9 protein-coding genes are annotated in these 12,148 nt (G+C 62.3%); 7 read left to right on the forward strand and 2 right to left on the reverse strand.

Annotation, left to right across the window (positions count from 1 at the left end):
• Window positions 1-212 precede the first annotated feature (212 nt).
• Both F0P97_RS27770 and F0P97_RS24865 read right to left on the reverse strand, forming a co-directional pair.
• Window positions 213-2,237 carry a pseudouridine synthase gene (locus F0P97_RS27770; RefSeq protein WP_232538049.1) on the reverse strand — a complete coding sequence of 675 codons (2,025 nt, stop codon included), beginning with the start codon at window positions 2,235-2,237 and terminating at the stop codon, window positions 213-215.
• A gap of 84 nt (window positions 2,238-2,321) precedes the next feature.
• Complete coding sequence (locus F0P97_RS24865; protein ID WP_003068662.1) at window positions 2,322-3,053, reverse strand: Crp/Fnr family transcriptional regulator; 732 nt, start codon at window positions 3,051-3,053, stop codon at window positions 2,322-2,324.
• A 226-nt stretch (window positions 3,054-3,279) separates the two neighbouring features.
• Between F0P97_RS24865 and F0P97_RS24870 the strand changes: the two genes are divergently transcribed.
• From F0P97_RS24870 to F0P97_RS24900, 7 genes are all read left to right on the forward strand, one after another.
• Window positions 3,280-5,205 carry an AMP-dependent synthetase/ligase gene (locus tag F0P97_RS24870; RefSeq protein ID WP_182284754.1) on the forward strand — a complete coding sequence of 642 codons (1,926 nt, stop codon included), beginning with the start codon at window positions 3,280-3,282 and terminating at the stop codon, window positions 5,203-5,205.
• Between the two features lie 11 nt (window positions 5,206-5,216).
• Window positions 5,217-6,002 (forward strand): ABC transporter ATP-binding protein, encoded by a 786-nt coding sequence (locus F0P97_RS24875; RefSeq protein ID WP_182284755.1) that lies wholly within the window; start codon window positions 5,217-5,219, stop codon window positions 6,000-6,002.
• Window positions 6,003-6,012: 10 nt separating this feature from the next.
• Complete coding sequence (locus F0P97_RS24880) at window positions 6,013-6,942, forward strand: branched-chain amino acid ABC transporter permease (RefSeq protein WP_063663698.1); 930 nt, start codon at window positions 6,013-6,015, stop codon at window positions 6,940-6,942.
• 17 nt (window positions 6,943-6,959) lie between these two features.
• Window positions 6,960-8,024: a branched-chain amino acid ABC transporter permease gene (locus F0P97_RS24885; protein ID WP_182284756.1), complete on the forward strand. Its 1,065-nt coding sequence runs from the start codon at window positions 6,960-6,962 to the stop codon at window positions 8,022-8,024.
• Window positions 8,025-8,244: 220 nt separating this feature from the next.
• Window positions 8,245-9,561: an ABC transporter substrate-binding protein gene (locus F0P97_RS24890; protein WP_182284757.1), complete on the forward strand. Its 1,317-nt coding sequence runs from the start codon at window positions 8,245-8,247 to the stop codon at window positions 9,559-9,561.
• Between the two features lie 199 nt (window positions 9,562-9,760).
• Window positions 9,761-10,600: an ABC transporter ATP-binding protein gene (locus F0P97_RS24895; RefSeq protein WP_003068648.1), complete on the forward strand. Its 840-nt coding sequence runs from the start codon at window positions 9,761-9,763 to the stop codon at window positions 10,598-10,600.
• 159 nt (window positions 10,601-10,759) lie between these two features.
• Window positions 10,760-12,007: a phenylacetate--CoA ligase family protein gene (locus F0P97_RS24900; RefSeq protein WP_182284758.1), complete on the forward strand. Its 1,248-nt coding sequence runs from the start codon at window positions 10,760-10,762 to the stop codon at window positions 12,005-12,007.
• Window positions 12,008-12,148 lie beyond the last annotated feature (141 nt).

Below are 12,148 nucleotides of genomic sequence, written 5' to 3' on the forward strand. Positions count from 1 at the left end.
GCGCAAGCACTAATTCCAAAAGAATAGCTGCTTGCGCCTATCAATAAAGGGCCAGAGGCCAATTTCACTGAAAAACTGGCACACCCCAAGCAAGAGACACCGAGGAAGGGCCTGGGCGACCCCGCTGCCCAGCACCGAGGGTGTCGTCCCCCTCCCATAGCGCGCAGCGCGTAGAGAAAGGGGGGGAAGCCGCAAAGCGGCTCAGGGGGAGCTTAGAAACTCTCGTGTGGAGCCAGATAGCGCCATTGGCCGGTGGGCAGATTGCCCAGGGTCACCCCTCCGATGCGGATGCGCTTGAGGCCCACAACCTTGAGGCCGACCTGCTCGCACATGCGGCGAATCTGGCGCTTCTTGCCTTCGGTCAGCACAAAGCGCAGCTGCTCGGGGTTTTGCCAGTCCACCTGTGCGGGCTTGAGCGGCTGCTCGTCCAGCGACAGGCCGTGGCGCAGCAGGGCCAGCTTTTCCTCGGGGAAGACGGACTGAACATCCACGTCGCGGTCGCCGAAGGTCACGCGCACCAGGTATTCCTTGTCGACTTCCGAGTCCTCGCCAATGATCTGGCGCGCCACGCGGCCGTCCTGCGTCAGCACCAGCAGACCCACGGAGTCGATGTCCAGACGGCCGCAGGGAGCCAGGCCCTTGAGTTGGCTGAAGTTGAAGCGCGTCTTGCTGCGGTCTTCGTTCCAGCGGTTCTCGTTGGTGATCAGCACCACGGCGGGCTCATGTCCGTCCTCGGCCTGACCGCTGACATAGCCCATGGGCTTGTTCAGCAGGATGGTGACCTGCTGGTCCTGCCGCTCCTGAGCCTTCTGGTCGATCTCGATCCTGTCGCCGGGCACCACATTCTGGCCCATGGTTGCGACTTCGCCGTTGACCGTGACCCAGCCGTTTTCCACCCACTCGTCGGCCTCGCGGCGCGAGCACATGCCCATGTCGGCAATGCGCTTGTTGATGCGGATGGCTCCGGGACGATCGTCCTGGCGCGCTTCCACTTCGGGCGCACGCTTGACGGGAATTGCGCGATCCGAGCCATCGGCTGCGGGGCGATAGGTGCGAATACCGGTGGTGGGCCGGCGTGTGGCCTCCGACACAAACGAGCCGGGGATATGGCGCTTTTCAGGCTCGCCACCACGCTCGTCGCGGCGTTCGCCACGGCGCTCGTCGTTGCGGCGGTCGTTACCGCGGCGGTCGTCACCGCGGCGATCGTCACCGCGACGGGCATCCCCGCGACGGTCGTCACGATCAAAGGAACGGCCTTCGGGACGGTCACCGTAGCCACGGTTCTGTGGACGATCACCAAAGTCGCGGCCTTGCGGGCGATCGCCACCACGGCGCTCGCCATCACGGGGCTGGTATTCGCGGCGTTCGCCACCTTGAGAGCGGTCTGGGCGACCAAAACCACGGTTTTGCGGACGGTCACCAAAGTCACGACCCTGAGGACGCTCATCGCGGCGACCTTCAAAGCGATCACCGCCACGACGTTCGCCGTCGCGTGGACGGAATTCACGGCGCTCGGCGCCTTCGGAGCGCTCAAAACGGCCCTGTTCAGGACGGCCAAAACCGGACGAACGTGGACGGTCGCCAAAGTCACGACCGCCTTGCGGACGGTCATCACGGCGGTCGTCACGGGGACGAAATTCACGACGCTCTCCGCCTTCGGAGCGCTCAGAGCGGCCCTGGTCGGGACGGCCAAAACCGGACGAACGTGGACGCTCACCAAAGTCACGGCCGCCTTGAGGGCGGTCATCACGGCGGTCGTCACGGGGACGAAACTCGCGGCGCTCGCCGCCACGCTCGCCACCGCGATCACCATCACGCGACTCGCCATAGGGGCGGAAACCGCGGTCACCGCCGCCAAAGCGGCGCTCGCCGCCTTCGGCAAAGCGGTCATCGCGATCGGCGCGGGGACGGCGCTCGTCGCGCTGCGAGAAGCCGCCTCGACGCTCATCGTCGTCACGAGCAGGACGGCCGCCGTCCGGGCGACCAAAGCCGGAAGTGCGGGGGCGCTCGTCGCGCTCACGCTGAGGGCGGGCGCCACGTTCGCCACGCGGGCCTTCACCGCGCGGGCCGCGATCGGTACCGCCAGCGGGCCTGGAGCCACGGGCTGCCGCAGGCTTTTCGGCCTTGGCTGGCTTGGCCGGTGCACGCAAAACAGGGCGCGCCGACGAGGAATCCGAGGGCGCAGAGGAATTGCCAGCACCAGGGGCGCCGGACTCTTTAGGAGGTTTGACTGACATTTGGACGTAATTGTCTCGCGACGCGCGGGCGCGAGGCGAGAGTTATCCACAATTCCAGCGCGGAGCTAGGTTATAGGACGTCCCTCAGGCAAGCGCCTTGCGAGACGCACAGAACTCACCATGCCGCAGCGCTTCCAGGTCCAGTACGCGCAGGCCGCCATACTCGATCTGTATCACGCGCTCGCGCTGCAGCACGGACAAGGCCTCGTTCACACGCTGACGTGACAGGCCGACCAGATTGGCCAGCTCCTGCTGGGTGATGCGCAGAATCTGCCCCACGCCGGGATAGAGCAAGGGGTTGAACAAGGCAGCCAGAGTGCGCGCCACGCGCAGATCGGGGTTGCTCATGCGGTCGATCTCGCGCGCCGCGATGAACTGGCCCAGGCGCTCGTTGAGCTGGTTCATCACAAAACGATTGAAGCCTATGGAGTGATCAAGCAGCCAGTGGAACATGTCGATGGGCAGGCCTCCCACAACAGTCTTGCGGATGGCCTGCACGTTGTAGCGATAGGGCTCGCGCTTGATGACCGTTCCCTCGCCAAACCAGCCACCGGGAGGCAGACCGGCCAGCGTCATGCTGACTCCGTCGGCGCTTTCGGTGTTCATCTTGAGCAGGCCGTCGACCACGCCAAACCAGTAGGTAGGCGGGCGACCGGTGCGGCAGACATAGTCGCCCGGCTCGGCATCGCCGACAAGCAGCACGCGTGCCACATTTTCACGCTCTATGGGCAACAGAACAGGCCACCAGGGAATGCCATCGAGTTCTGAGCTCAAAGGCTTGCGCCGCCTTTGATGCAGGGACAGTTCTTGACTCATGCCCAGAAGCATTGCCAAAGCCGCGCTGGCGCAACAGCGGGATTTCCACGAGGCAGTAAATGCGCCATTTTCAGCAGCATTTGTTACAGCGGATTTTCACTATGCAGGCTTTCCCTCAAATTGTCGTCAAACAGACATCCTGACGTCAAAGTCGCTCATAGCATGTCTGCAAGACTTTCGTGAAGGGTAGCCGCGGCGGCTCCAACCCCAACCAAGAGGATCAGGCATGACAACCACGTTCCCGCAATTGCTGCTCAAGCACGCGACAGAACGCCCCGATGCGCCCGCCCTGCGCGAGAAAGAGTATGGCATCTGGCAAACCTGGAGCTGGCGCGAAGCCGCACAAACCGTACGCCACATGGCCTGCGGCCTGCGCGCGCTGGGGCTTGAAAGTGGCCAGAATCTGGCGTTCATCAGCGATAACCGGCCCCATGTCTACATGGGCTTTCTGGCCGTTCAGGCCTGTGGCGCAGTGCCCATTCCGCTGTACCAGGATGCCGTGGCCGCCGAGATGCGCTTTGTGATGGAGGACGCTGAGATCGCGTTTGCCTTCGCCGAGAACCAGGAACAGGTGGACAAGCTGCTGGAAGTTCGCGAGAGCGTTCCCGGCATTCGTCACATCATCTATGACGATCCGCGCGGCCTGCGCAAATATGATCAACCCGGACTCATCAGCACCGAGGAGCTGCTGGCCAAGGGCAAGGAATGGGATGCACAGCACGCGGGAGCCTATGAGGCCATGGTCCAGGCCGTCTCGCCAGGCGACGTCTCGGTCATCCTCTACACCTCGGGCACCACAGGCAAGCCCAAGGGGGTGTGCCAGACCCACGCCAGCTTTGGCGAATCTGCCCGCGGCGGCGTGCAGACCGATGGCCTCAATGCCTCGGACAATGTGATCTGCTATCTGCCGCCGGCCTGGGTGGGAGACCATCTGTTCTCGTTTGCGCAATGGCTGGTGGCGGGCTTCACCATCAACTGCCCGGAATCCGCCTCGACCATCGCCATCGACCTGCGCGAGATCGGCCCCAGCTACTACTTTGCTCCGCCGCGCATATTCGAGGGCATGCTGACCTCGGTTTCCATTCGCATGGAAGATGCCTCGCCGCTCAAGCAGTGGATGTATGCCAAGGCCATGGAGGTGGCACGTCGCGTAGGCTCGGACATCCTGGACGGCAAGAACGTCAGTGCCATGGATCGCCTCAAATACCAGTTGGGCAGCTTGTTCATCTACGGGCCGCTGCGCAATGCTCTGGGCCTTTCGCGCATCCGCGTGGCCTATACGGCAGGCGCTGCCATCGGCCCCGAGCTGTTTCGCTTCTTCCGCTCCATCGGCATCAACCTCAAGCAGCTCTACGGTCAAACCGAAACCTGTGCCTATGTCTGCCTGCAGCGCGACCGCCAGGTGGAGCTCTCCAGCGTGGGCCAGGCCGCACCGGGCATCGAGCTCAAGATTGCCGACAACGGCGAGGTGCTGGTCAAGGGTGTGTCCGTGCTCAAGGAGTACTACAAGCGCCCCGACGCCACGGCCGAGGTGATCGACGCCAGCGGCTATTTCCATACCGGCGATGCCGGCGTGATCGATGCCAACGGCCAGTTGCGCATCATCGACCGCGCCAAGGATGTGGGCAAGACCAGCCGCGGCGCCATGTTCGCGCCCAACTACATTGAGAACAAGCTCAAGTTCTTCCCGCATATCAAGGAAGCCGTGTGCTTCGGTCATGGCAAGGACGAGGTCTGCGCCTTCATCAATATCGACTACGAGGCCGTGGGCAACTGGGCCGAGCGCCAGGGCCTGCCCTACGGCGGCTATGTGGACCTGGCCAGCAAGGCCAAGGTGCTGGAGCTGGTGGCCGACTGCATAGACAAGGTCAACGCCGACCTGGCCAGCGAGCCCGGCATGGCCGACACCCAGGTGGCGCGCTTTCTGGTACTGCACAAGGAGCTGGACCCCGATGACGACGAGCTGACCCGCACCCGCAAGGTGCGCCGCAACTTCATCGCCGACAAGTACGGCGTGCTGGTGGAGGCGCTCTACACCGGCAAGCAGCAGCAGTTCATCGAGACTCTGGTGAAGTTCGAGGACGGCCGCACGGGCAGCGTCAGCGCCACGCTGACCATCGTCGAAGCCAAGCTCCACCCGGCTGCCGCCTGAGAGGAATTTTCATGAATACAAGAACCAGCGGCGACGTGATCCTGGACATCAAGAACATCAGTCTGCGTTTCGGCGGCGTCAAAGCCTTGACCGATATCTCGTTCAATGTCAAAGAGCACGAGATTCGCTCCATCATCGGCCCCAACGGCGCCGGCAAGAGCTCCATGCTCAACTGCATCAACGGCGTCTACACGCCGTCCGAAGGCTCCATCACCTTTCGCGGCCAGACCTTCAGTCATATGAACAGCCGCCAGGTGGCCGAGATGGGTGTCGCACGCACCTTCCAGAACCTGGCGCTGTTCAAGGGCATGAGCGTGATCGACAACATCATGACCGGCCGCAACCTCAAGATCAGGAACAACATCCTGATGCAGGCCCTGCGCATCGGCCCTGCACAACGCGAGGAAATGCAGCACCGCGAGTTCGTCGAGCACATCATCGACTTTCTCGAAATCCAGGCCTATCGCAAGACTCCCGTGGGCCAGCTTCCCTATGGCCTGCAAAAGCGCGTGGATCTGGGCCGTGCCTTGGCCATGGAGCCTCAGGTTCTGCTGCTGGACGAGCCCATGGCCGGCATGAACGTGGAAGAGAAGCAGGACATGTGCCGCTTCATCCTTGACGTGAACGAAGAGTTCGGCACCACCATCGTGCTCATCGAACACGATATGGGCGTGGTCATGGACATTTCGGACCGTGTCGTGGTGCTGGACTATGGCAAGAAGATCGGCGACGGCGCTCCCGATGAAGTACGCAACAACGAAGACGTGATCCGAGCCTACCTGGGCGCAGGCCACTGAAGGAGCAGTCATGGGATTTTTCTTAGAGACATTGTTCGGCGGCCTCATGGTGGGCACGCTGTACGCACTGATCGCCATCGGCTTTGTGCTGATCTTCAAGGCCTCGGGCGTCTTCAACTTTGCGCAAGGCGCCATGGTGCTGTTTTCGGCCCTGGCCATGGCGCGCTTCTCGCAGTGGATTCCCGGCTGGCTGGGCCTGGAGCCGGGGCTGCTCGGCAATCTGCTGGCCATCGTCGTCACCCTGGCTCTGATGGTGGGCGTGGCCTGGGTGATCGAGCGTCTGGCCCTGCGCCATCTGGTCAACCAGGAGCCCATCACCTTGCTGATGGCCACGCTGGGCATTGCCTATTTGCTCGATGGCCTCGGCCCCATGGTCTTTGGCAGCGAGGTCTACAAGATTGATGTCGGCATGCCCAAGGACCCGGTCTTCATCATGGACAGCCTGTTTCAGGGCGGCGTGATGATCAGCCTGGAAGACCTGTATGCGGCCTGCATTGCAGCCATCCTGGTGATCTGCCTGAGCCTTTTCTTTCAGAAGACCAAGACCGGACGCGCGCTGCGCGCCGTGGCCGACGACCACCAGGCCGCTCAGTCCATCGGCATTCCGCTGTCGCGCATCTGGGTCATCGTCTGGTCGGTGGCCGGCGGCGTGGCTCTGGTGGTCGGCATCATCTGGGGCAGCAAGCTGGGCGTTCAGTATTCGCTGTCGCTGGTGGCTCTGAAAGCCCTGCCCGTGGTGATTCTGGGCGGCCTGACATCACTGCCCGGCGCCATCATCGGCGGCCTGATCATCGGCGTGGGAGAGAAGCTCTCCGAGGTCTACATCGGCCCCATGGTGGGAGGCGGCATCGAGACCTGGTTTGCCTATGGTCTGGCCCTTTGCTTTTTGCTGGTACGGCCCCAAGGTCTGTTCGGCGACAAGATCATTGACCGCGTCTGAACGGGGAGAACAAGAATATGTTTTATCGTGAAAACGGCCAGTTCAAGACCAGCTACGCGGCAGATCAGCAGATCTTCGGCGTCGCCCAGGACCGCTGGGTCATCCTGCTGGTGCTGGCCTTCGCCTTCCTGGCCATCCCCTTCATTGCCAGCGACTACACCTTCCAGGCGATTCTGATTCCCTTTGTCATCATGTCGCTGGCGGCGCTGGGACTCAACATCCTCGTCGGCTACTGCGGCCAGATTTCGCTGGGTACCGCCGCCTTCATGGCCGTGGGTGCCTATGCGGCCTACAACCTGCAGGCCCGCATTGAAGGCATGCCTTTGCTGTTAGCACTTCTCGGCGGTGGCGTGGTGGCCATGGCGTTCGGCGTGGTGTTCGGCCTGCCCAGCCTGCGCATTCGCGGCCTGTATCTGGCCGTGGCCACGCTGGCCGCCCAGTTCTTTGTGGACTGGCTGGCGACCCGCGCGGCCTGGGTGACAAACAACTCCTCGTCCGGCTCCGTCAGCGCCAAGCCCCTGGCCATTCTGGGCTGGGCCATCGATACGCCCATGGAGAAATACCTGCTCTGCCTGGCAATCCTGTGCCTGCTCGGTCTGGCCGCCAAGAATCTGGTGCGCAGTTCGGTAGGTCGTGAATGGATGGCCATGCGCGACATGGACGTGGCCGCTGCCGTGATCGGCATCCGCCCCACCTACGCCAAGCTATCGGCCTTTGCCGTGAGCAGCTTTATCGTCGGCGTGGCCGGTGCGCTCTGGGGCTTTGTCCACCTTGGTGCCTGGGAACCCGCTGCCTTCAGCCTGGATCGTTCGCTGCAGCTGCTGTTCATGATCATCATCGGCGGCCTGGGCTCTGTGGTGGGCAGCATCTTCGGCGCCGCCTTCTTCGTGCTGCTGCCCCTGCTGCTCAACCAGGTGCCCCACTGGCTGGGTCTGCCGCTGTCCACGGCCACGGCAACCTATCTCGAGCACATGATTTTTGGTGCGCTCATCGTGTTCTTCCTGATTGTGGAACCCCACGGATTGGCCAAGCTCTGGGCCACGGCCCGTCAGAAGCTGCGTGTCTGGCCATTCCCGCATTGATATGAAACACCTCCTGAGTCGCTACGCGCCTTCCTCCTCTCTCGCTTCGCGGGAGGAGGAAGACATCCTCGCGGCGGGACGGCCCTTGCTCGATGTCTCTGAGATGGCTGTTGCCAAATCCAAAGACAGTTTCCAATGCCTGAGCCCTAGCTCTTATTAATCAAGACACCACAGAGTGCCTGTCCGGGACCCCGTCCCATACAACCCAAGGAGACAGTTGATGATGTTCAAGAAGATTGCGATTGCCGCCGCCACCGTGGCAGCCGGCATGGGTGGTTTGATGGCCTCGCCTGCGGCTCAGGCCCAGGAGCAGTTCGTGCCTCTGCTGGTGTATCGCACGGGCCAGTTCGCGCCCCTGGGTATTCCATGGGCGGACGGCAAGCAGGATTACCTCAAGCTGGTCAATGCCAAGGGTGGCGTCAACGGTGTGAAGATCAAATTCGAGGAATGCGAAACCGCCTATGACACGGCCAAGGGCGTGGAATGCTACGAGCGCCTCAAGAACAAGGACGGCGGCGCCTCCGGCTTTGACACTCAGTCCACGGGCATCACCTTTGCCGTGACCGACAAGGCTCCTGGCGACAAGGTGCCGGTAGTCACCCCAGGCTATGGTCTGTCCCAGTCCGTGGACGGCAAGGTCTTCGAGTGGAACTTCCCGCTGCTGGGCAACTACTGGACGGCCGCCGACTCCATCGTGCAGGACATTCTGAAGAAGGAAAAAGGCAACCTCAAGGGCAAGAAGATCGCATTGGTCTATCACGACTCGCCTTATGGCAAGGAGCCGATTCCGCTGCTGGAAAAGCGCGCCGCCAAGGATGGCTTTGAGCTGATCAAGCTGCCCGTGACTGCCCCCGGCGTGGAGCAAAAATCCACCTGGCTGCAGATTCGTCAGAACCGCCCCGACTATGTGCTGCTGTGGTCGGCCGGCGTGATGACGCCTACGGCCGTGCGTGAGGCGCAGGCCACGGGCTACCCGCGCGAGAAGATGTATGCCGTCTGGTGGGGCGGCTCCGACCATGACGTCAAGGACATCGGTGCCGGCGCCAAGGGCTACAACACAGTGACCATCCACAACACGGCCGAGAGCGACAAGGTGCATGGCGACATCAAGTCCATGCTCTACGACAAGGGTCAGGGCACGGCCAAGGACGCCAAGGAACTGGGCCAGCTGGCACATACCCGCGGCATGGTGATCTCCATGCTGCAGGTAGAGGCCATCCGCACCGCTCAGGAAAAGTTCGGCAAGGGCAAGGTCATGACACCCGAGCAGGTGCGCTGGGGCCTGGAGAACCTGAACATGACGCAGGAACGCCTGAACGAGCTGGGCTTCGGCAAGATCATCCGCCCCTTCAAGACCAGCTGCGACAACCACCTGGGCGCCGACTGGGCCCGTATTGCGACCTGGGACGGCGCCAAGTTCAAGGTGACTTCCGACTGGTACCAGGCCGACAAGTCCATGGTCGATCCGCTCTACAAGGAGTTCGCGGACAAGTACGCCAAGGAAAAGAACATCAAGGTAAGGACCTGCACCCCCTGAGGCGCTTGGCGCCTTCCCCCTCACTGGCGCCAAGCGCCTGAGGGGGACGACATCCTCGCTGCGGCGCGGCCAGCCCAGGTCCTTGCTTGATGTCTCTGACCAAGGCTCACTTCGTCGCAACCGGGTTTATAAAAATCAGCCTCAAGCGCTTATCCATGAAGTGCAGACAGCTATCTATTTTGAGTTACCAGGTGACCGCATGACCGATATCGCGCACACAGTTTCCACTTCCGCCCAGACCGCACCGCTGGTGGAAGTCAATGGCATCGAGGTCATCTACAACCATGTGATCCTGGTGCTCAAGGGCGTTTCGCTACAAGTACCCCACCAGAGCATCGTGGCCCTGCTGGGCGGCAATGGCGCGGGCAAGACCACAACGCTGCGCGCCATCTCCAATCTGCTCAAGGGCGAGCGCGGTGAAGTCACCAAGGGCGGCATCACGCTGGAGGGAGAGCAGATCGCCAACCTCTCGCCGGCCGACCTGGTCAAGCGCGGTGTGGTGCAGGTCATGGAAGGCCGGCACTGCTTTGCCCACCTGAGCATTGAAGAAAACCTGCTGACGGGCAGCTACACCCGCACGGACAAGGGCGAGATTGCCGCCAATCTCGAGAAGGTCTACAACTACTTCCCGCGCCTCAAGACCCGACGCACCAGCCAGGCCGCCTATACCTCGGGCGGCGAGCAGCAAATGTGCGCCATCGGCCGCGCACTGATGAGCAACCCGCGCATGGTGCTGCTAGACGAGCCCTCCATGGGCCTGGCACCGCAGATCGTGGACGAAGTGTTCCACATCGTCAAAGACCTCAACAGCAAGGAAAAAGTCACTTTCCTGCTGGCCGAGCAGAACACCAACATGGCGCTCAAATACGCCGACTACGGCTACATCATGGAAAGCGGGCGCATCGTCATGGACGGCTCCGCCAAGGATCTGGCCAGCAACGAGGACGTCAAGGAGTTCTACCTGGGCGTGGGCGGCGGCGAGCGCAAGAGCTTCAAGGACGTCAAGAGCTACAAGCGAAGGAAAAGATGGTTGGCTTGATGGCGGCCCCCTGAGGCGCTTCGCGCCTTCCCCCGAAGGGGACGACCGCCTCGCTGCGTGGCGGCGCTTGCTCGCTGTCTCTGGCTTGGTGCGCGCCAGTTTTTAGCTTGCGCCCATTGACTTCCGTTTTGCTTGCAGATTTTCTCTACAGGATTTGCCATGAGTGATTTCTACGATGCCCTGGAAACCCGCAGCCCCGAACAGCGCGAAGCCGACTGCATGGCCAGCCTGCCGCTGCAGATTGCCCATGCACAGCAGCGCTCCAGCGCTTTTGCCGAAATTCTCAAAGGTGTGGATGCATCCCGTATCACCAGTCGCGCAGCGCTGGCCACCTTGCCTGTGACGCGCAAGAGCGAGCTGCTGGAGCGCCAGGCCGCACAGCGTCCGCAGCAGATTTTTGGCGGATTCAATGCCATAGGCCTGGGGCATGACATGCCCAGGCTGTTTTCCAGCCCCGGTCCCATCTACGAACCCGAAAGCCGCCGCCCCGACTACTGGCGCATGGCCCGCTCCATGTACGCCGCAGGCTTCAGGACTGGCGAGCTGGTGCACAACTGCTTCAGCTATCACTTCGTGCCTGCTGGTTCGATGATGGAAACCGGTGCCCAGGCCCTGGGCTGCACGGTGTTCGCGGGCGGCACGGGCCAGACCGAGCAGCAGGTGCAGGCCATGGCCGATCTGCGGCCCGCAGCCTATGTGGGTACGCCCAGTTTTCTGAAAATCATTGTGGAAAAGGCCCTGGAGATGGGAGTGAAGCTGCCCAGCCTGACCAAGGCCATGGTCAGCGGCGAAGCCTTCCCTCCCTCGCTCAGCCAATGGATGCGCGAGCATGGCATAGATGCCTACCAGAGCTATGGCACGGCCGATCTGGGCCTGATTGCCTATGAGACCAGCGCCCGTGAAGGTCTGGTGCTGGACGAGGGCGTGATCGTGGAGATCGTGCGCCCCGGAACCGGCGACCCTGTGGCGGAGGGCGAGGTGGGCGAGCTGGTCATCACCACGCTCAACCCCGACTATCCGCTGATCCGCTTTGGCACGGGTGACCTCTCGGCCTATCTTCCGGGAACCTGCCCCACGGGTCGCACCAATGCCCGCATCAAGGGCTGGATGGGCCGTGCCGACCAGACCACCAAGGTGCGCGGCATGTTCGTGCATGCCAAACAGGTGGCCGAGGTCGTCAAGCGCTTTCCGCAGATCGTCAGGGCCAGGCTGGTGGTGACGGGTGAGATGGCCAACGACCAGATGCAGTTGCTGGTTGAAACCACGGAAACCGCACCGGGCTTTGCCCTGCAGGTGATCGACGCCTTGCGCGAAGTCACCAAGCTGCGTGGCGAAGTGCAGATGGTGTCTCCCGGCAGCCTGCCCAATGACGGCAAGGTGATCGAAGACGCGCGCTCCTATCAGTGAAGCTCTGGAGAGCTACCGGCATTCGGCTGGCTCTGCGGCCTAAAGGTTTTGCACTGGGACTTGAGCTTGGCCAAGCCCCTGCGCATGTGTCGCCAATACGCGACAGGCAATCGGTTTGCTTTAACGCAAACGCAATGTGAT

The sequence above is a fragment of the Comamonas testosteroni genome (assembly GCF_014076415.1).
GTDB lineage: Bacteria > Pseudomonadota > Gammaproteobacteria > Burkholderiales > Burkholderiaceae_C > Comamonas > Comamonas testosteroni_F.

Bases quoted from the DNA above. Each gene is read 5' to 3' on its own strand.
- F0P97_RS24890 (WP_182284757.1), top strand. From the start codon at position 8,245: ATGATGTTCAAGAAGATTGCGATTGCCGCCGCCACCGTGGCAGCCGGC.
- F0P97_RS24900 (WP_182284758.1), top strand. From the start codon at position 10,760: ATGAGTGATTTCTACGATGCCCTGGAAACCCGCAGCCCCGAACAGCGC.
- F0P97_RS24870 (WP_182284754.1), top strand. From the start codon at position 3,280: ATGACAACCACGTTCCCGCAATTGCTGCTCAAGCACGCGACAGAACGC.
- F0P97_RS24885 (WP_182284756.1), top strand. From the start codon at position 6,960: ATGTTTTATCGTGAAAACGGCCAGTTCAAGACCAGCTACGCGGCAGAT.
- F0P97_RS27770 (WP_232538049.1), bottom strand. From the start codon at position 2,237: ATGTCAGTCAAACCTCCTAAAGAGTCCGGCGCCCCTGGTGCTGGCAAT.
- F0P97_RS24880 (WP_063663698.1), top strand. From the start codon at position 6,013: ATGGGATTTTTCTTAGAGACATTGTTCGGCGGCCTCATGGTGGGCACG.
- F0P97_RS24865 (WP_003068662.1), bottom strand. From the start codon at position 3,053: ATGAGTCAAGAACTGTCCCTGCATCAAAGGCGGCGCAAGCCTTTGAGC.
- F0P97_RS24895 (WP_003068648.1), top strand. From the start codon at position 9,761: ATGACCGATATCGCGCACACAGTTTCCACTTCCGCCCAGACCGCACCG.
- F0P97_RS24875 (WP_182284755.1), top strand. From the start codon at position 5,217: ATGAATACAAGAACCAGCGGCGACGTGATCCTGGACATCAAGAACATC.